We start from the raw sequence: 19,374 nt of genomic DNA, 5'->3' as shown, positions 1-19,374 counted from the left end.
CGATTTACAAAACTCTTTCCAAGACAAAAGGCCAGGTAATGGGGAGCGCTACTTTTCCCGCCTCTCCTACTCTTCTAAAAACCCTAAGCAGCAACCCGTTGATCCAATCAATCAACGAAGAGCACGTCGTTAAACCCCTCTGAGTGCTCTCTTCGACCGCACTCTACTTCATTTGTCTGCAGGATTGAAAAATCCTTCAATCCATAATCACTTCAAAGACATTCTCTTCCGTCTGCTTATCGTAGCGGTAGCGGAAACCGTAGCCCAGCTTCTCCAAAATATTAGCCACGATATAGAGTCCCAGGCCGAAACCGTGGCTGCGTTTCTCTTCCTGACTGAAAGGTTCGGTGTAGTAGCTCAGATCCTCTTTGAGGGGTTCGCCCACGGAGCGAACTTCGATCCGCTTGCCTACCGTCATCAGCCGCACGTGATGGTCGGGGCTGTATTTGATCCCGTTGTCCATCAGGTTCTTGAGCACCAGGGCCAGGAGCTTCACGTCGGTATGGAGCGGGCGGTCGCTCAGCTGGATCTCATATTTGGACTTATCGGTCATCAGGATCCGCTCGGTTCGATCCACAACCTCCTTCAGCGTCGTATCCCGAAGCTCCGGCTGGAAATTATACATCGTGATCCGCTCCACCTCCGCCAAGTCACTGATGAGTTCATTCATCCGCTCAAAGGCATTGGTGAGGACCTGCTTGGCCATCGGATCCTCGATGGTTTCGACAATGATCCGCCCCTTGGTGATAGGGGTTTTGAGCTCGTGCATAATGTTACGCATAAAGAGGTTTTTTGAACTCATAAGCTGTTTGATGTGCCGGATGGCTTTGTCGAAGCTTCGGCCGATCTTCCCGATCTCATCCTCCCCCATCTCGTCGATTTTGACATTGAGATCACCGGCGGCGAACTGTTCGATTCGCCTATGAAGACGTTTGAGCGGATAGAGTTTGCGCAGAACCATCACATACATAAAAAGCAGCAGCAGCACCAGGATCGTTGCGATGGTCAAGAGCAATTCGTAGATGTAATCCTGAGGATGCTTGTCCAGCAGCATCAACATATAGTCATAGCGATCCACATAGATATAGTTGTGTTTCGGGGTTTTGAAAACCCGAACATTTCCGTAGATCGAACGACCGCTGAAGATCGTTTTCCCCTCGCTTTCGATCTCATCTTTCACCTTATCGGGATCGACAGGTTCCAATCCGTAATGCTTGTAGAGCTTTTTCAAAACGGTACCGTTCTCATCGAGCTTTTCGCGGGTCAGGAAGGTATCGGAGATCATTTTATAGCGGTTGATCTGCTGGAGTTTACGCTGATCCTTCCCCGCATAGAGCAGATAGTAGAAAGTCGCTCCCAAGACGATCAGGGCGATAATGAAAAGGATATGGATGAAGGTGGTGACGGAGACGTTTTTCATTCTTCGTCAGTCGGTTTGTCGGTCAGGAGATAGCCCACCCCCCGAACCGGCCGGATGTAGGTGTGATTCGGATCGATCTTGGCAATCTTCTTTCGGATCCGGGAGATGATGACATCGATATTCTTGACGGAGCTCTCATCGTCGATATGCTCACTCTCATAGAGCAGCTGCTCCCGGCTCACCGCCGCGTTCATATGCTGAATCAGCATCGAGAGCACATCGAACTCCGCGGCGGTCAACTCCAGGGGAACCCCTTTGAAGCGGATCACCCGCCCCTCTTTGTCCAGCTCGAAAAGAGCTTCCTCTTTCTTCTTTTGGCCTCCCGTGCGCCGCAGGATCGTTTTGATCCGGGTCACCAGTTCCCTGGGATCGTAAGGTTTGGGCATATAATCATCGGCTCCCCGTTCCATCCCGATCACCTTGTCGGTGATATCGTCCCGTGCGGAGGAGATGATGATGGGAATATCCGAATGCTCCCGGATCTTCTCCACCACTTCCAGGCCGTCCATCCCCGGCAGGGTCAAATCCAGGATCACCAAATCAAAATCCTTCTGGGTCAGGGTCGAAAGCCCGATATAGGGATCCTCCACCGCCGTAACCTCCATCCCGTGCTTGCTCAGGTAGCTGCTGAGCACCATCGCCAGCTCGGGATCATCCTCGATAATCAGAATCTTCATTTTGTTCGTACTCATCATCTATCCTCTTAAGTCTTTACACATTTTACAGTTTTCGTTAACAAATCATAACATGGCTCGGCTAAGAGCCCCTCCGCCGGCCGGCTCACTCTTCCAAGGCGCTGCTGTAGACCAAGTAAATCCGCGTCGCGGCGAAGAGGAAGGTGGTGATCGCCGGACCGAGGATCATCCCCCAGAAACCGTAAGTGCTCATTCCGGCGATGATGGAGAAGAAGATCACCAATTCATTGATCCGGATCTGCACATGGAGGAGTTGCTCTTTGATCATTTTGATAATGATCGGCTTGATGAAGGTATCGGCGATGATGGAGATCATAACCACCGAATAGATGGCGATGGCCAGGGCCGGCTGAGGACCCAGCTCACTCCAGGCGTAGAGGGAGAGGGGGACCCAGACCAGGGCACCCCCCACCACAGGAACCAGGGAGGCAAAACCGTAGATCGCCCCAAAGAGCAAGCCATCGAAACCGAAATAACTAACAAAAATACCGAAAAGGAACCCCTCGAAAACCGCCGTAACGATGATGGAATAGATCACCACTTCCATCGTCGAAGCGATCTCGGCAACCATCTCTCTGCTCTCACGCTGGGGGGCGGGGATCAGCGCTACGAGGGTCGCGATGAAACGATCCTGGTTATACACCGCTGCCGCATAAAAGGCAATGACCATCACCGTATCTTTCACGAAGCCCAGGCCCTTGCTGCCCATTTTGGTAATGTAGAGGGAGATCCCTTTGAGGTAGGGAATAACTTTGTCGACCTGGAGATACTCTTCGGCCCAATGATTGACATAGGGAATGTTCTCCGTCAAGCTCCTTGCTTTGGCGAAGATCTCCCGGATCGTCTGCTGATCGAGGTGGGTCAGATATTCGACACCGGTGGTGGCGATGTAGATGATGGGAGCCAAAATCAGCAAGAAGAGCAGCAACACCATCACCAGGGTCGCGATCTTGCGGGAGCGCAGGGTCCGGGTCAAATATCGGGTCAGGTTGCTGGTGGCCATAGCCAAAAGCACCGCCACGACCATACTCAGGAGGAAGGGTGCATAGATACTGTACGCTCCCCATAGCGCGATGGAGAAGAGGATCAGGACAAAAAGGGTGCGCCTATCCAAAGAGTCCCCCTTCCATAGCCGGAGGGGTCAATCGAAAGAGCTCGTAACTCTTGGGAGTGGCGATCCGTCCCCGGGCGGTCCGCTCGATGTAGCCGTTGGCGATCAGGTAGGGTTCGAGAACCTCTTCGATGGTCCCCTCATCTTCACTCAAAGCCGCGGCGATGGTACTAAGCCCCATCGGCCGCCCCCTGGCGGAGATGAGCAGCTCGAGCAGTTTGAGATCCTGTTCATCAAAGCCGATGTGATTGACCCCCAGCTGGTCGAGACCGTATCGGGCCGTTTCGAGGGAGATGCACGCCTCCTCCGCCACTTCGGCAAAATCCCTCACCCGCCGCAGCAGCCGCAGGGCAATCCTGGGCGTGCCGCGGCTGCGCCGGGCGATTTCCAGGGCTGCATCCTTGTCGATGCCAATCCCCAGTTTGTCCGCCGCCTGCTCGATGATCTTGGCCAGCTCCTCGGGAGTGTAAAATTCCATCCGAAAATGCATCCCGAAACGTTCCCGAAGGGGATTGCTCAGCATCCCCGCTCGGGTGGTCGCCCCCACCAAGGTGAAGCGGGGCAAATCAATTTTGACCGCCTGGGCCGCCGGGCCGCTGCCGATAATGATATCCAGACGGTAATCCTCCATCGCCGGATAGAGGATCTCTTCGATGGCGGGGCTCATCCGGTGGATCTCATCGATAAAAAGGATATCTCCCTCTTCGATGTTGGTCAGCAGCGCCGCCAGATCCCCCGACTTTTCGATCATCGGCGCGGCGGTGGTTTTGATATTGGCCCCCATTTCGCTGGCGATGATGTTGGCCAAAGTGGTCTTTCCCAAACCCGGAGGCCCGAAAAAGAGGATATGGTCCAACGCCTCGGCACGCTTGAGGGAAGCCTGGATGAAGACCTGGAGGTTCTTTTTGATCTTTTCCTGCCCCACATACTCATCCCAGCTCGAGGGCCGCAATGTCCGCTCGTAGTTGCTCTCCCCCTCGAAACGCTCGAACTCGACGATACGCTCCATCAGAAAGCTCCGAATGAGGAATGAGGAATGAGGAATGAGGAATTTTGGATTGCGTTGCTTTGCAACGCCTCTTTTATAAACAAGAAATTTTTCACTCTACAAACAGAAACAACATTCTCAATTCTCAATTCTCAATTCTCCATTATCTTATTCTCAATCCAAAATCCAAAATCCAAAATCCTCAATCCCTTTAATAGCTGTGTTCATCATCAGGAAAAGCCCGGCTCTTAACCTCTTCGCGATATTGACGCAGGCCCTGCCGGATCAACTCCGCCCCTTCAAGGTAGCGTTTGACGAATTTGGGCTTGAAGGCTTCGAAAAAGCCGAACATATCGCTCCAGACCAGTACCTGTCCGTCGGTGCCGTTGCCCGCGCCGATCCCGATGGTGGGGATCTCCACCGCTTCGGTGATCCGGCGTGCCACGTCGCTCGTCATCCCTTCCAGGAGCAGGGCGAAGGCTCCGGCTTCCTGGAGTGCCAGGGCATCTTCCATTAGCTCCATCGCCTCCTCTTCGCTGCGTCCCTGGACCCGGTAGCCTCCCTCGGCCCGGACCGACTGGGGCTTGAGGCCGATATGGGCGATGACGGCGATCCCGTTTTCGGTCAGTTTTTTGACGATGTGAGCCTTTTCCCGGCCTCCCTCGATCTTAACTGCTTCGGCACAGGTCTCTTGATAGACCCTCACGGCATTCTCCAGAGCCTGCTCCGGCGTCGTATAGCTGCCGAAGGGCATATCGAAGACGATCAAAGGGAGCCTGGCCCCCTTGCAGACCGCTTTGGTGTGATAAATCATCTGATCCATCGTCGCGCTCAGGGTATCGGGCTCGGCAAAGAAACTCATATTGAGGCTGTCGCCCACCAGGATCATCTCCACTTCGCCGTCGAAGATCCCGGCAAACAGGGCGTCGTAGGCGGTGATCATCGTCACCGGTTCGACCCCCTTCAACTTTTGAACGGTGCGCACGGTGACCTTTTTGTCGATGGATGCCGATTGAATGCTCATCCAGCAACCTCCCTTCTTCATTCTGAAATGATTTTATCCAAAATCAGTATAATATCCTCAATTTCTCCCACAGGACATACCGTGAAAAAACTGGTCGCCTACATTACCACCGGATACCCCGACAAAGCCTTTACTGTCGACCTGGCGCTGGCCCTGGCCGAAGCCGGGGTGGATACCCTGGAGCTGGGGATCCCCTTTTCCGATCCGGTCGCCGACGGCCCCGTCATCGAGAGCGCCAACCTCAAAGCGCTCCAAAAGGGCTTCCGCATCGCCGATCTCTTCGAAGTTTCCCGCTCGATCGCTCCTGCCATCGATACCCTCTGGATGGGTTATTTCAACCCCTTTTACCACAAAGGGATGGAGACTTTCATCGCCGAAGCCAAAGCCTCGGGGGTCAACGGCTTTATTATCCCCGACCTCCCCTATGAAGAGGCACAGGCCTACAAACCGATGATCGAAGAGGCGGGGCTGAATCTCATCGACTTCATCGCCCCCACCGATACCCCGGAGCGCATCGCGATGATCGCCCGGGACGCCAAAAAGTTCCTCTACCTCGTCGCCTACGCCGGGATCACCGGCAGCGGCCAGAGCGAAGAGCTTTCCGAAGTCATTGCCCAGATCCGCAAGCAGACCCAAACTCCCGTCTATGTAGGATTCGGAGTCAACCCCGATACGGCAAAGGAAAAAGCCAAGGGGGTCGACGGAGTGATCGTCGGCTCCGCCTTCGTGAAGATCCTGCTCGATGAGGACCGCTCCCTGACGGAACGCATCGAAGCCGTCAGCCAAATGGCGAAAGTGATCAAAGAAAAAATCAACGAATAGGAGATCTTAGAAGATCATCCCGTCCACCGGGGAACTGGCGGTCGCAAAGGGGCGTTTGGGAATGCGCCCGGCCTTGTAGCTCATCCGCCCGGCGATCACGGCGTGTTTCATCGCTTCGGCCATCAGTATGGGGTTCTCCGCCTGAGCGATGGCGGTATTGGTCAGCACGCCATCGGCCCCCAGCTCCATCGCCGACGCCGCATCGCTGGCGCAGCCGATCCCAGCATCCACGATCACGGGAACGTTCACCGCCTCTTTGATGAAGACCACATTGAAACGGTTTTGAATCCCCAATCCCGAACCGATGGGCGCCGCCAGGGGCATCACCGCCGCCGCCCCCGCCTCTTCCAGGCGCTTGGCGACGATGGGATCGTCGTTGGTATAGGCCATAATGGTAAAACCGTCCCTGGCCAGGACTTCACACGCCTTGAGGGTTTCGATGACGTCGGGATAGAGGGTCTTGGCGGTATCGCCGATCACCTCCAGCTTGATCAGGTCGATCCCCGTCGCCTCCCGGGTCAGGCGAAAGAGGGTGATCGCCTCCTCGGCGGTGGTACACCCGGCGCTGTTGGGGAGGAATTTGACGTCGGTGTCCTTGAAGTAATCCATCAGATTCTCTTCGGCGGGGTTGGTGATATTGACCCGGCGTACCGCCACCGTGATCATTTCACTGCCGCTGGCCAGTGTAGCGTCACGGGTGGTCTGAAAGTCAGGGTACTTCCCGCTGCCGACGATGAGCCGGCTGGTAAATTCATATTTTCCGATCTTGAGGATATCGCTCATTTTCATTCCTTTTTGAAAGCTTTATAACACACTCCCCTTAATCCCCATTTAAAACCTCCCGAATCGCCTCGGTCAGGGCCTCTTTTTCAATGCGGCGTATCGCTTCGTCATACTCTTCGAAACTCTCAAAGCCCTCTTTTTCCAGCTCATACTGCAAAATCGGCTCCCCACCGTCGAGCTCTTCATTGACCCAATGGACCGTCACTCCCCCTTCGGGGTGCTCGTCTTCCCAACTTTTCCTGATAGCGTCAAGCCCCCGGTGCCTAGGCAGAAGCGAAGGATGGAGATTGATCGCTCGAACCTTTTCGGTAAATTCCGGTGTTAGAATTCTCATAAATCCCGCCAGCACCGTCAAATCCGGTTCATACTTTTCGATCCGCTTCACCAACTCCCGGTCAAAGGATTCCCGATCGGGAAACTTGCGGTGATCCATCACCTCCACCGGCACGCCGTAAGATTCCGCGATTGCGATCCCCCCGGCTTCCGGATTGTTGGTGATCGCCGCCGCCACCTCCACCTCTTTGCCGTGCAGATGCTTGAGAATATAGGCAAGGTTGCTCCCCGCCCCGCTGAAAAGAACGACGATCCTTTTCATCGGAGCAAGCTCCGCTGAAAAGAAATTGAGAATACAAAATGGAGAATGGAGAATCGTTCACTCATATAAAAACCTTTTTTAATAAAAAAAGCGTTGCAAAGCAACGCATACCGAAATTCCTCATTCCTAACTCTTCACTCCTCACTCGAAAGGCTCCCCAGCCTTTCGATCAAGTCCGTCGGCAACATCGAATAGTCCGCCCCCTCATAGCTCCGCGCCGCCAGGGCCAGGGCCAGGCTCCCCTGGATCGCCGCATCAAGCGCTTCGTATCCCTGGGCCAAAAGGGCAACGATCAAGCCGCTGAGCACATCGCCGCTGCCCCCTTTGGCCAGGGCCACGGTACCCAGAGGGTTAACATAGAGCTCTCCCAGGTGGGCGATGATGGGGTTGGCTCCCTTGAGCAGGAGCACGATCCGGGGGAAACGGGCGCTGAAACGCCGCGCCAGCTCGAAACGGTTCTCCTGGATCTCCTCGACGCTCAACTCCTCTTTCATCAGATATTTCCAGAGCCGGGCGAACTCCGCCGGATGGGGCGTGATGACCACTTCCCGGTTCTCCTGATGCACGATCTGCAGCAGCTCCGGCTTGGCAAAGGCATCGGCATCGAGTACTACTGGCAAAGATGAATCCACCACCTCCTTTTCCAGCAACTCCTCTTCGAAATACTCTCCCAATCCCATCCCGATCGCCAGAGCCGTCGCCCGGGGTGGCACGGTAGTCGAGAGCATCAAAAAAGCCGGAGGCGCCGAGAGCTTTTCGTGGATCACCAGGGTCGTCAGCCCCGCGCCGAAGCGGGCGGCCGCCGAACCCGCCAGAATCCCCGCGCCCTCCTTCTCTCCGCAAAAGACCGCCGCGTGACCGAAGCTTCCTTTGTGCGCCGAGGGGCGGTCCCGCCGCAGCGGAGGGAGAAAATCGCTCTCTTCCAACAGATAAGTCGTGCTCTCCTCTTCGTAAAGCAGACGCTCCACCCCCAGATCGACGCATTCGATCCGGCCGACATACTCTTTGGCCGCATCGAGGTAGAGGGCCTCCTTGAGCGCCCCCATCGTCACCGTCAAATCCGCCCGGAAGGCTACCGGCGAAGGAACCCCCCGCTCATCGAGCCCCGTCGGAATGTCACAGGCCAGTTTGAAGCCCTCCAGATCGTTGAGCCGTTCCACCAGCGCCGTAATCTCCTCGGAGAGGGGGCGGCTGAGGCCCGCACCGAAAAGAGCATCGACGATACACTCCGCCGCCTCAACCGCCTCAGCCAGGGGCACCCCCACCTTCCGGGCACGCTCCAGCTGGAGTTTCGCCATCGCCGATTTCGCCCCCAGCGGCAACGAAAGCCGCACGTCGTAGCGTCCCTGCAAAAGCCGCGCCAAAGTGATCCCGTCGGCACCGTTGTTACCCGGCCCCGCTGCAATCAAAACCCTGGCTCCCGCGTCAAAGCGCTCCCGGATCTGCCGAGCCATCCCCTCTGCGGCGTGCTCCATCAGCAGATCCTCCGTCAAGCCATACTCTTCGTAACACTTCCGGTCCATTGCATAGCAGTTGCGGTAGAGTCGCTGCACGGTTGATCCTTTCGATTCTCTTTGGAAAATTATACCCCAAACCTCTCCTTATCAAACCCTAATGATCCTTTAGGTATAATTCGGCCCAATTTGTCCAAGCGACACGCAAAACCGGACATGAAAGGGGGTGATTTGTATGCCTGGTATCGTTGTTTCCCCTCGGGACACCTTCGAGGAAGCCTACCGCAAATTCAAGCGGCAGTGCGACCGGAACCTGATCGTCACCGAAGCCCGCGCACGGCAGCATTATGAAAAGCCCACCGAGCGCCGGAAGAAAGAGAAGATCGCCACCCGCAAGAAGATCCTCAAGAAGCTCTATATGCTTCGCCGCTACGAAGCACGGCTCTAATGCCGTCGCAAGTCGCAGGCACGGGCCTGCGGCCCTCAAGTCGCAAGTAAGATTTTTACCTATTCACGTTTTTCTTTGATTCGATTCTACTCAATTCTCCATTCCCCATTTTCAATTCGATTTCCCTTTTTTCGCTAAAATCACGGTAACTATCCCAAACAGTGTGAGGATCCGCTTATGACCTTTACCACTCCATTGAAAGAAGACTCCATCAAGATTATGCTGCTCGGCTCCGGAGAGCTGGGCAAAGAGGTGGCCATTGAGGCGCAGCGCCTGGGGATCGAAGTGATCGCCGTGGACAAATACAAGCACGCCCCGGCCCACCTGGTCGCCCATCGCTCCTATGCCATCGATATGCAGGACAAAGAGCAGGTCCTGGAGCTCATCGAAAAGGAGCGGCCCACCTATATCCTCCCCGAGGTGGAAGCGATCAGCATCGAAGCCCTCTTCGAGGCGGAGCGGCGGGGCTTTCACGTCATCCCCAACGCCGAAGCGGTCAACAAGACGATGAACCGCAAAAACATCCGCGTCTTTGCCGCCGAGACCCTGGGGCTCACAACCAGCGCCTACCGCTTCGTCAGCAGCCTGGAAGAGCTGAAAGAGGCGGCCGAGGCGCTGGGCTTTCCCTGCGTCATCAAACCGGTGATGTCCAGCTCCGGACACGGCCAGAGCATCGCCAGAAGCCCCGAAGACCTCCCCAAGAGCTGGGAGATCGCCAAGGAGGCAAGGGGTGACGCCAGCGAATTGATCGTAGAAGAGTTCATCCCCTTCGACTACGAGATCACCCTCCTGACCGTGCGCAACGAGACCGGTACCGTCTTTTGCGAACCCATCGGCCATATCCAGCAGGACGGAGACTACATCCTCTCCTGGCAGCCGATGCCGATGAAGGAAGCGGCGCTGAAAAAGGCGCAGGAGATCGCCAAAGCGGTCACCGACGGCCTCGGAGGCCGGGGGATCTTCGGCGTGGAGTTCTTCGTCAAAGGGGAAGAGGTTTATTTCTCCGAACTCTCTCCCCGCCCCCACGATACGGGGATGGTCACGCTGATCACCCAGAGCCAGAGCGAATTCGCCCTGCATGTCCGGGCCGTGCTGGGCCTACCCCTGGAGTTCGAATTCTTCGCCCCGGGCGCCAGCGCCGCCTACAAGGCCAAAAATGAAAGCGAAAATCCGAAGATCACCGTCCCCGACGACGCCTTCGGCAAAGATACCTTCGTCCGAATTTTCGGCAAACCCGAATCCCACCCCGGCCGCCGTATGGCCGTGGCCCTGGCCCTGGGCAACGACGTGGAGGAGGCGAAGAAAAAAGCACAAGATATCGTCGATAGAATAGAGGACGCGTGACGCCTGACGGCGTGTCATTGGTCATTAGCCATTGGTCATTGGTTGCGGGCTGCACCCGCAAAATGAAGAGTGTTGCAAAGCAACACATACCAAAATTTCTATTTTCTCATTTCTAATTAAAACTGAAAGGGGGTTGCAATGAAAGTCATCAGTCGTGTTCTTCTCCCTCTGCTTCTGCTGGGGTATATCGGTTACGAAACCTGGCTCAAGCTCCATCACCTATCTCTCTGCTCCGCCACCGGATGCAAACTGGCCGGGGAGCTTCTACGCTTCCCCTCGATCTACCTCAACTATCTGGGAATGGCAGCGGTGGGAGCGATCCTGTTCTTCGGGCTCTTTTCCCTTTTCAACAAAGCCTTCGAGAAGCTCTACTTCATCACCCTCTATGCCGCCGTCGCTTTCGAATCGATTATGATCGGTTATCAGATCCTGGTCAATCCCGAACCCTGCCTCTTTTGCCTGGGGGTCTATGGAGGACTGCTGCTCATCGCTTTGACAAGCCGCGTCAATCTCTTTCTCTACGCCCTGCCGGCGATCCTGGCGATTTTCTTTGCCCTCAGCGACCTGGCGATCCCCCGCAACGAAGCCCTCATCAAAGGAGACGGCCTCTACCTCATCGCTTCGGAGCACTGTCCCCACTGCAAAAAGGTCAAAAGCTATTTCGCCGAGCATCACATCAACTATACCCTCCTTCCGGTCAGCGATCCCAGCGTCCGCCATCTGGCCAAAGCCCTCGGCATCGATGAGATCCCCATCCTCTTCAAACGCCAAAAAGGGGTAACGACGATTCTCTATGGCGACCGTCCCATCATTGCCACTTTCGAAACACCCAAAGAACAGCCGAGCGAAACCGCCGCTATGCCCAACACCCCGACAGACCTCTACAGCAATCCCGATGAGGGCGGCTGCAGTCTCAATCCGGTAGATAGCGGCGGCGGAGGCTGCGAAGCCCCCCGGGAGGAGATCAAACTGCGATGACCTTCCAACGAACAATCACCCTACCCCCTATGCCCAGAGGCGTACACCTGATTACCAAAGCTATCCAAAGTGAAATCAGAGGGATCGAGACCGGCATCGCCCATCTCTTTCTCCAACACACCTCCGCCTCCCTGGCCCTGAACGAGAACTACGATCCTGACGTGCGCCGGGATGTGGAGACCTTCCTTCGCTCCCTGATCCCCGACGGATGGAGCGGTTTTCGCCACACCCTGGAGGGCCCCGACGATATGCCGGCACATATGAAAAACATCCTCATCGGCTCCAGCCTCACCCTGCCCGTCACCAATGGCCGCCTCAACCTCGGCACCTGGCAGGGGATCTATCTGCTAGAGCACCGGGAGCACGCCGGCAGCCGGAGGATTGTGCTGACACTGATGGGGGAATGAGGGGGAAAGAAACTAGTAACTAGTAACAAGAAAATGGGGAATAGCAGATTTTTTACAAAAAATGTTCAAACGGTTCAAATATCTTCTTGTTAAGAAGCCAGCTAAAATCACCCACTCTAGTTACTAGTTTCTAGTTACTTGTTACTCAAAGCGACTAAAAGGAGCACTGAATGAATCTTGTATTGCTCGATGCCGAAACCCTTGGAGAGGATCTTGACCTCACTCCCCTAGAGCGTTTCGGAAAACTGACCGTCTATCCCCGTACTCTTCCCGGAGAGACTTCAGAACGGATCCGTGATGCGGAAGTGGTCATCACCAACAAAGTGGTCCTGGATCGGGAAACGATAGTAAAGGCCCCCAGGCTCAAACTGATCTGCATCGCCGCCACGGGGATGAACAATGTAGATCTCCAGGCAGCCGAAGAGCTGGGTATTGCCGTCAAGAATGTCGCGGGCTACTCTACCCCCAGCGTCGCCCAGCACACTTTTGCGATGCTCCTCTACCTTGAAGAGCAGCTCGCCTACTACGACCGCTTCGTCAAAGAGGGCTCCTGGAGCCGCGGCGGACTCTTCACCCATCTAGACCGCCCCTTTCTGGAGATCGCAGGCAAGCGCTGGGGGATCATCGGCCTGGGGACCATCGGCCGGGAAGTAGCCAAAATCGCCGCGGCCTTCGGCGCCCAGGTAAGTTACTATGCCACCTCCGGCATTCCCCACGCCGGCGACTATCCCCACCAGGAGCTGGGTGATCTCCTCGCTCAGAGCGATATCATCAGCATCCACGCCCCTCTCAACGAACGCACCCGGGGGTTGATCGGGGCTAAAGAACTCTCTCTGATGAAGGATCGGGCCATTTTGCTGAACCTGGGACGGGGCGGGATTGTCGACGAAGCGGCCCTGGCGGCGGAACTGAATCGCCGGGAACTCTACGCCGGGCTCGACGTCACCGAAACAGAGCCCCTCCCCGAAGACTCCCCTCTTTTGAATCTCTCTCACCCCGAACGCCTCCTCATCACCCCCCACATCGCCTGGGCCAGCCTGGAGGCACGGGAAAGACTGTTGGAAGGGATTGTAAGAAATATTGAGGAGTTTGTAGGATGAGTGCTACGTGTTACGTGTTACATGTTAAGAATAAAGCATTGCAAAGCAACGCATACCAAAATTCCTCATTCCTCATTCCTCATTCCTCATTCAATAGATCTCTCAGGACAACGTCATGAGAGATTTATTGATCGTCGGTTCCGGCGGCGCCGGCCTCTCCGCTGCCCTGGAGGCGGCCACCCTCGGTGCCAAAGTCACCGTCGTCACCAAATCGATGCCCACCCAGGCCCAAACCTCTATGGCCCAGGGAGGAATCAACGCTGCCCTGGGCAATGTTGAGCCCGACAGCATCGAAGAACACATCGCCGATACCCTCAAATCCGCCCGCGACCTGGCGGACGAAGCAATGGTCCGCACCCTCTGCGAAGCGGGTCCGGAGACCATCGAATGGCTCGATCGCCAACTCGTCCCCTTTTCAAGAAAAGAGGTATCACAAAGTGATACCCACCAAAACTCCTCACTCCTCACTCCTCACTCCTCACTCAAAACGATTGCCCAGCGCCGCCTCGGCGGCGCCACCCACCCCAGAGCCTGCTTCGCCCAGGATTTCACCGGGCTCAAGATCCTCCAAACCCTCTACGACCGCTGTCTCGAAGCGGGCGTGAAGTTCATCCCCGATGCCTATCTGCTGGAACTGCTAAAGGAGGGGGATCGGATCACCGGTGCACTGATCCGCCACAACCGCAGCGGGAAGATCCAAGCCCTCCGCGCCCGATCGACCCTCCTAGCGGCCGGAGGCTATGGAGCGATCTATCACGGCTACACCACTGACGCCTATGGAGCCACAGGGGATGCCCTGGCGGCGGTGTTCAGAGCCAGCGGGGTGCTCGAAGATCTGGAGTTCGTGCAGTTTCATCCCACCGCGATGGCCCCCAGCGCCGTGCTCATCAGCGAAAGCGCCCGGGGAGCCGGGGCGATCCTGGTTACAGAAGACGGGAAGCGTTTCACCGACGAACTGGCCTCTAGGGATGTAGTAGCACGGGCAATCTTCGGGCAGATCGCTTCCGGCAAACACGTCTATCTCGACCTGCGACCCATCCCCGAAGCGACCCTGAGGGAGCTAATGCCCCAGGAACTGCGCCTCGCACAGCTCCACGCCGGGATCGATCCGCTCAAAGAGCCCATCCCCGTTATGCCCGCCGTCCACTACACGATGGGCGGGATCGCCGTGGATGAGCGGCTCAAAGTCAGGGGCCTGGAGGGGGTTTACGCCGCCGGGGAATGCGCCAGCGCCCGGGTCCACGGCGCCAATCGCTTGGGGGGCAACTCTCTGCTGGAGATCGTCGCCTTCGGCCGCCTGGCCGCCCGCAACGCCCTCAATGATGCCAAAGAACCCCGAGAAACAGATGCCGGAATTGCTATTGCCTCAGCGCAGAAGCGTATCCGGGAGATCCTGAACCGCCCGGCACGCTACAATCTCTACCAGAAGCAAAAGATCCTGGGCAAACGCCTCTACCACGACCTGGGCGTGGTGCGGGACCGGGAGCTGATGGAGGATGCCCTGGCATATCTGGAACTCCTCAAAGAGCGCCTCCCCGAAACCGGCCCGGGAGACCGCTCTATCGAAAACAATCAGGCCCTGGTGGATCTGCTGGAGTATGAAAACGGCCTCACCCTGGCCAAGGCCCTCACCCTAGCAGCCTTAAAACGCCAGGAGAGCCGGGGCGCCCATTACCGCAGCGACTTTCCGGAAGAGTCGCCGAAGTGGCAACGGCATATTCAGGTGCGGATGAAAGGAGGAGAACTTGATGTTTCATAGAAGCCGCAAGTCGCAAGCACGGGCCTACGGCCCTCAAGTCGCAAGATTTATAGAAAGTGCTGCTTTGCAGCACATACCACAATTCCTCATTCCTCATTCCTCATTCCTCATTTCCTCCACAGGGGGTGCCCGATGAAGCTCACTATTCAGAGATTCCAGGAGGGCCAAAGCCGCGACGAAGTTTTCGATATCGCCTCTTTGAAAGTGACAACCCTCCTCTCCGCCCTTTATGAGATCAAAGCCAAGCTCGACCCCACGCTGACCTTCTTGGCGGGATGCCGCAGCGGGGTCTGCGGCGCATGCGCCGTGCGGGTCAACGGCCGCGAAAAACTCGCCTGCTCCTATATTCCAAAAGACGGCGACCGCATCGAACCTTTGCAATACCACCCGGTTTTGCGGGATCTCAAAGTAGACAAAAGCAAAGCCCAGGAAACCCTCAAACCCATTCTCCCCCATCTCTCCCAACGCTCAACGCTCAACGCTCAGCACTCCGTTTCTCCGGAGGAAGAGGCGAAATACCGCCTCCAGACCGACTGCATCCTCTGTGACAGCTGCTACTCCGCCTGCCCCGTCTACGCCGTCAATCCCGACTTCCTCGGCCCCTTTGCCCTCACCCGCGCCTGGCGCCACCTCAGCGATACGCGCTGGCAGGAAAGCTCAACCTCTCAAATCTCAACGCTCAACGCTCAACGCTCAACGCTTTTGGAAAAAATCCAAAAGAACGGCATCTGGGACTGCACCCTCTGCGGCGAATGCACCGCCGTCTGCCCCCAGCACATCGATCCCAAAGGGGACATTATGCAGCTGCGTGGAGAGAGTCTCAAAGCGGGATACAACGATCCCAACTTCGCGGCGCAGAGCTTCGGCGGCCCCGATTTCGGAGGGGGCTTCGGTTTCGATCCTAACGGAGGGTTCTAAACTATTAATCCACCTTCATTGCCCCAACTTACATATTGAAGCTTTCACTCGATGGCGACAAAGGAGCACTCAACCCCGTAGGGGTACCTTTTAGCCGTCTCCTTTACCTTCGGCAAAAACTGAGCGTCGTGCGGAGCTATCGGGTGAAAGCACTGAACGGCTTTAAATTTAACGGCGAAACTTTTTGAAAAGAAAGTCAAAATCGAAGCTGAGGGGGCAGCGCAAATCGTTGAATTCGAAGCGCTCCGTATCACATTCCCCCATTTTGACAAACCGGAAATTATCATTTTTATAAATTCGTGCCATCAAAGCGTCGGGGTAGACCAGGACATAATATTTGACCCCTTCCTGCTCATAGATGGAGAATTTCAAGCCCTCGTCCCGCTTGGCGGTGGAGGGGCTGAGCACTTCGAAGATCAGCTCGGGAGTTTTGGAGATGAAATCGGGGTTCTCATCACCGCAGACAAGGGCCACATCAGGTTTGAGCACCGTTTGGCTGTCGATTTTCCAATCCGAATCGATCAAAGCTTCACACTCGGAGCATTTTTCCAATGAGGACTCGATTTGTGCGAAAATCATCCCCACCAACTTTTGATGGAGTTTGACAGGAGCGGGAGCCATCGCGTAGGGAACTCCGGCGATTAGTTCCCAATCCCCTTCCCACTTTTTGTAATCATCATAAGTGTAATTGGGGAGATGTTCGTAAAGTTTCAACGCTTCTAGGTTCATCGTTTTCCTCCACTTCTTCTGCCTCTATCTTAGCGAAATCTACCGCCCGACGGCAAAGGCGTAGAGCACCTTCTCTTTAGTCCCCAAAAACTCCTGAACTTCTTGATCATAATAGGCCCCGATCCCACTGGCGCCGATCCCCTGGGCCTCGGCGGCCAGGTAGAGACGCTGGCCGATCAGCCCCGCCTTTTGATAGAGAGGTTGGTAATTTCCCTCTCCTGTAATGAAAAAAGTCACCGCTCTCTCACACCCCAGGGTCTGCTCCAGGCAGAGATAGCCCGCCCTGCCAGAGAGGTCCCCCTCCCGAAGCAGCTTTTCGCCCAGCCAAAGGCCGGGCTTCATCCCCTCAACATTGTTGACCACCATATAAAGATGCAGGCTCTCGTCACAGTCGGAAGGCACCGGGGCCTCGGCCCAGTCAAGGATTCGGTGCAATTCCTCCAGGGTAATAGGCGTCCCCGTAAAAGCACGGATGGAGCGCCGCCGGTAGATCGCCTCAGCCAGGACATCGGGATCAAAAGGAGCCTTTGGTACTCTGCGCTGCTCTTGGCAGCCTTGGAGCCGGTCCGTTTCGCGGTAGCCCTGCTCGATCAGATCGTTGGGTTCAAAGGTCCCCGTGGGGTCCACGCTCCGCAGGGCAAACAAGGGAGCTTCCACCGTTTTCTCCGAAAAAGCAGCTTTGTCGAAGCAGGAGAGCATCCACTCCTCCCGCCCAAAACCGAAAAATTGGTTGAGCCCCTCACGATCGATGCGGTAGCGGATGGAATAATCCGTCCCTTCCACCTGGGCCGCCGCTTCGGCGCTGCCCAGCAGATGGCCCGCATCCAGCAAAACATAGCGGAAGGCCCGGTCGTGATACTTCCACGAAGAGCGCCAGTAAACCCCGCTGACACAGAGCAACAGCCCCTCCCGCCTGTGCCGATCCTCCAGATAGGCATCCAGCCCCTCCTCTTGACCAATCTCCGCTAGCAAGACCGCCGAAGAGCTCGCCACCTCCAGATGATAGATCCCGTCGGGAAAATCCTCCACACCCCGAGCCTGGAAATAGACTTCATTGGGATAGAGAGCTCCAGCGCTTGGGTTGCTGCGCAGGTAATACTCCACCCCGGGATAACTCTTCTTGGCGGTAATCCCGGCAACACGGTAGAGAAAACGTTTGAGCGGATTATCCTCCGTCAAAGAAACGCGAAGCAGCTCCGAAGAATAGCGCTTATAGGGGGAGGGCTGGGTGGACCAGTCCATGCTGTGGCCCGGCTTGCGGACCGAAAGCCAACTGTGCTCGGTCTTCTCGTGATAAACGTCGGCAAAGGGAAAGGGGGTGAAGGAGTGTTCAGGCATTACACGCCTTTGAAAAGAGTCTTTAGCGAATTACCGCCGAAATCGCCGCCAAAAGATCACCGATGTGGCTTTTTGCTCAGGCTCTGGGATCGGTGATATACCCTTCGATGGCACTGGCGGCGGCCACAGCGGAGTTGGCCAGGTAAATTTCGCTGGTGCGCGCACCCATCCGGCCCACAAAGTTGCGGTTGGTGGTGCTCACACACTTCTCTCCGTCACCCAGGATCCCCATATAACCGCCCAGGCAGGCACCGCAGGTGGGGTTGGAAACCACGGCCCCCGCCTCGATGAGGGTGTCGATGAGCCCCTCTTTCTCCGCCTGCATAAAGATCCGCTGGGTCGCAGGGGTGACGATCATCCGGGTATGGCGGGCGACCCGCTTGCCCCTGACGATCTCGGCGGCGATGCGCAGGTCTTCCAGGCGGCCGTTGGTGCAGGAGCCGATCATCACCTGATCGATCTTGATCCTGTCCGCCACCGCCTGCTCGACGGGCTTGCCGTTGCTGGGGAGGAAGGGGTAGGCGATGACGGGAGAGAGCTTCTCCACATCGATAGTGATGCTCTGGCAATACTCGGCGTCGGGATCGGAGGTGTGGATTTTAGGCTCGGCACGCAGGCCGCCATTGACCTTCTTGCGCTCTTCCAGATACTCCAGGGTGATGTCGTCTACGGCGATGATGCCGTTCTTGGCTCCCGCTTCGATGGCCATATTGCAGATGCTGAAGCGGTCGTCCATACTCAGATATTTCAGCGTGTCGCCGGTGAACTCCAGAGCCTTGTATAGCGCGCCGTCGACACCCAGGATGCGGATCACTTCCAGGATGATATCCTTGCCGTAGATATGGGGACCGGGCTTGCCCACCAGCTCCACTTTGATGGTCTCGGGGACTTTGAACCAGTTGCCCCCGGTGATGATGGCGAAGCTGATGTCGGTGCTTCCCATTCCGGTGCTGAAGGCTCCCAGCGCCCCGTGGGTACAGGTGTGGCTGTCGGCACCGATGATCACGTCGCCGGGGACCACCAGCCCTTTTTCGGGCAGCAGGGCATGCTCGATCCCCATATCCTTCTCATCGAAGAAGTATTTGAGGTTATGTTTGAGGGCGAAATCCCGGCTGATCTTCGCCTGGTTGGCACTGGCGATATCCTTGGCGGGGATGTAGTGGTCCATCACGATGGCGAATCCGTCGGGATTGGCCAGCTCTTTGGCGCCGCTCTCTTCGAAGGCGCGGATGGAGATGGGGGTGGTGATGTCGTTTCCGATGACCATATCGATATCGACACGGACGATCTCACCGGCCTTGACCGGCCGGCCGGCGTGTTCGGAAAAGATCTTTTCGCTAATAGTCTGTCCCATAAAATATCCTTGAAATGCCGCGGCTTTTTCTGAAGGCGGCACGAATTATTTTTCCGCGATTATATCGAATCTTTCGAGTGGGTAGTGGGTTGTGGGTTGTTTGACAC

Annotated in this window: 19 protein-coding genes; 8 read left to right on the top strand and 11 right to left on the bottom strand. The window is 56.3% G+C overall.

The genetic code is table 11. From position 1 onward, the window contains the following. Window positions 1-196: 196 nt before the first annotated feature. The 5 genes from NITSA_RS01305 to panB all read right to left on the bottom strand — a co-directional run bounded on the left by NITSA_RS01305 (window position 197) and on the right by panB (window position 5,238). Window positions 197-1,420: an ArsS family sensor histidine kinase gene (locus tag NITSA_RS01305; RefSeq protein ID WP_013553222.1), complete on the bottom strand. Its 1,224-nt coding sequence runs from the start codon at window positions 1,418-1,420 to the stop codon at window positions 197-199. Beyond that, on the bottom strand, window positions 1,417-2,112 hold the full coding sequence (locus NITSA_RS01300) for a response regulator transcription factor (RefSeq protein ID WP_013553221.1): 696 nt from the start codon (window positions 2,110-2,112) through the stop codon (window positions 1,417-1,419). The genes NITSA_RS01305 and NITSA_RS01300 overlap by 4 nt, the downstream gene beginning before the upstream one ends. 88 nt (window positions 2,113-2,200) lie before the next feature. After that, window positions 2,201-3,229: an AI-2E family transporter gene (locus NITSA_RS01295; RefSeq protein WP_013553220.1), complete on the bottom strand. Its 1,029-nt coding sequence runs from the start codon at window positions 3,227-3,229 to the stop codon at window positions 2,201-2,203. After that, entirely contained in the window at window positions 3,222-4,235 is a 1,014-nt protein-coding gene (ruvB, locus tag NITSA_RS01290; protein ID WP_013553219.1) for a Holliday junction branch migration DNA helicase RuvB, read from the bottom strand. Before ruvB ends, NITSA_RS01295 begins: the two co-directional genes overlap by 8 nt. Before the next feature lie 190 nt (window positions 4,236-4,425). Next, window positions 4,426-5,238 (bottom strand): 3-methyl-2-oxobutanoate hydroxymethyltransferase, encoded by an 813-nt coding sequence (panB, locus tag NITSA_RS01285; RefSeq protein WP_013553218.1) that lies wholly within the window; start codon window positions 5,236-5,238, stop codon window positions 4,426-4,428. An 81-nt stretch (window positions 5,239-5,319) separates the two neighbouring features. On the opposite strand from panB, the gene trpA reads away from it, so the two are divergent. Further along, complete coding sequence (trpA, locus tag NITSA_RS01280; protein ID WP_013553217.1) at window positions 5,320-6,060, top strand: tryptophan synthase subunit alpha; 741 nt, start codon at window positions 5,320-5,322, stop codon at window positions 6,058-6,060. A gap of 6 nt (window positions 6,061-6,066) precedes the next feature. Here trpA and NITSA_RS01275 read toward each other — a convergent pair whose 3' ends face one another. From NITSA_RS01275 to NITSA_RS01265, 3 genes are all read right to left on the bottom strand, one after another. Then, the gene (locus NITSA_RS01275; protein WP_013553216.1) at window positions 6,067-6,843 is read right to left on the bottom strand and encodes a thiazole synthase; all 777 of its coding nucleotides are present in this window, start codon (window positions 6,841-6,843) and stop codon (window positions 6,067-6,069) included. A 37-nt stretch (window positions 6,844-6,880) separates the two neighbouring features. After that, window positions 6,881-7,438 (bottom strand): phosphoribosylglycinamide formyltransferase, encoded by a 558-nt coding sequence (gene purN, locus NITSA_RS01270; RefSeq protein WP_013553215.1) that lies wholly within the window; start codon window positions 7,436-7,438, stop codon window positions 6,881-6,883. Between the two features lie 134 nt (window positions 7,439-7,572). Continuing rightward, window positions 7,573-8,991 carry a bifunctional ADP-dependent NAD(P)H-hydrate dehydratase/NAD(P)H-hydrate epimerase gene (locus NITSA_RS01265; RefSeq protein ID WP_013553214.1) on the bottom strand — a complete coding sequence of 473 codons (1,419 nt, stop codon included), beginning with the start codon at window positions 8,989-8,991 and terminating at the stop codon, window positions 7,573-7,575. 136 nt (window positions 8,992-9,127) lie between these two features. On the opposite strand from NITSA_RS01265, the gene rpsU reads away from it, so the two are divergent. The 7 genes from rpsU to NITSA_RS01230 all read left to right on the top strand — a co-directional run bounded on the left by rpsU (window position 9,128) and on the right by NITSA_RS01230 (window position 15,846). Continuing rightward, entirely contained in the window at window positions 9,128-9,340 is a 213-nt protein-coding gene (gene rpsU / locus NITSA_RS01260; RefSeq protein WP_013553213.1) for a 30S ribosomal protein S21, read from the top strand. A gap of 177 nt (window positions 9,341-9,517) precedes the next feature. Next, window positions 9,518-10,684 (top strand): formate-dependent phosphoribosylglycinamide formyltransferase, encoded by a 1,167-nt coding sequence (gene purT, locus NITSA_RS01255; protein ID WP_013553212.1) that lies wholly within the window; start codon window positions 9,518-9,520, stop codon window positions 10,682-10,684. A 138-nt stretch (window positions 10,685-10,822) separates the two neighbouring features. After that, window positions 10,823-11,662, top strand: a complete 840-nt coding sequence (locus NITSA_RS01250; RefSeq protein ID WP_013553211.1) for a vitamin K epoxide reductase family protein — start codon at window positions 10,823-10,825, stop codon at window positions 11,660-11,662. Next, a complete protein-coding gene (locus tag NITSA_RS01245; RefSeq protein WP_013553210.1) occupies window positions 11,659-12,069 on the top strand; it encodes a secondary thiamine-phosphate synthase enzyme YjbQ in 411 nt (136 codons plus the stop codon). The genes NITSA_RS01250 and NITSA_RS01245 overlap by 4 nt, the downstream gene beginning before the upstream one ends. Before the next feature lie 170 nt (window positions 12,070-12,239). Then, complete coding sequence (locus NITSA_RS01240; protein ID WP_013553209.1) at window positions 12,240-13,169, top strand: D-2-hydroxyacid dehydrogenase; 930 nt, start codon at window positions 12,240-12,242, stop codon at window positions 13,167-13,169. A gap of 115 nt (window positions 13,170-13,284) precedes the next feature. Then, complete coding sequence (locus tag NITSA_RS01235) at window positions 13,285-14,928, top strand: L-aspartate oxidase (RefSeq protein ID WP_013553208.1); 1,644 nt, start codon at window positions 13,285-13,287, stop codon at window positions 14,926-14,928. Between the two features lie 132 nt (window positions 14,929-15,060). After that, window positions 15,061-15,846 carry a succinate dehydrogenase/fumarate reductase iron-sulfur subunit gene (locus tag NITSA_RS01230; RefSeq protein ID WP_013553207.1) on the top strand — a complete coding sequence of 262 codons (786 nt, stop codon included), beginning with the start codon at window positions 15,061-15,063 and terminating at the stop codon, window positions 15,844-15,846. A 168-nt stretch (window positions 15,847-16,014) separates the two neighbouring features. Here NITSA_RS01230 and NITSA_RS01225 read toward each other — a convergent pair whose 3' ends face one another. From NITSA_RS01225 to leuC, 3 genes are all read right to left on the bottom strand, one after another. Further along, entirely contained in the window at window positions 16,015-16,575 is a 561-nt protein-coding gene (locus NITSA_RS01225) for a Uma2 family endonuclease (RefSeq protein ID WP_013553206.1), read from the bottom strand. A gap of 39 nt (window positions 16,576-16,614) precedes the next feature. Next, window positions 16,615-17,913: a SagB/ThcOx family dehydrogenase gene (locus NITSA_RS01220; protein ID WP_013553205.1), complete on the bottom strand. Its 1,299-nt coding sequence runs from the start codon at window positions 17,911-17,913 to the stop codon at window positions 16,615-16,617. A 76-nt stretch (window positions 17,914-17,989) separates the two neighbouring features. Then, on the bottom strand, window positions 17,990-19,267 hold the full coding sequence (leuC, locus tag NITSA_RS01215; RefSeq protein ID WP_013553204.1) for a 3-isopropylmalate dehydratase large subunit: 1,278 nt from the start codon (window positions 19,265-19,267) through the stop codon (window positions 17,990-17,992). Window positions 19,268-19,374 lie beyond the last annotated feature (107 nt).

The sequence above is a fragment of the Nitratifractor salsuginis DSM 16511 genome (genome assembly GCF_000186245.1).
GTDB classification, from domain to species: domain Bacteria; phylum Campylobacterota; class Campylobacteria; order Campylobacterales; family Sulfurovaceae; genus Nitratifractor; species Nitratifractor salsuginis.
The sequence above is the reverse complement of the archived record's forward strand: the minus strand, read 5'-3'. Positions and strand labels throughout refer to the sequence as shown.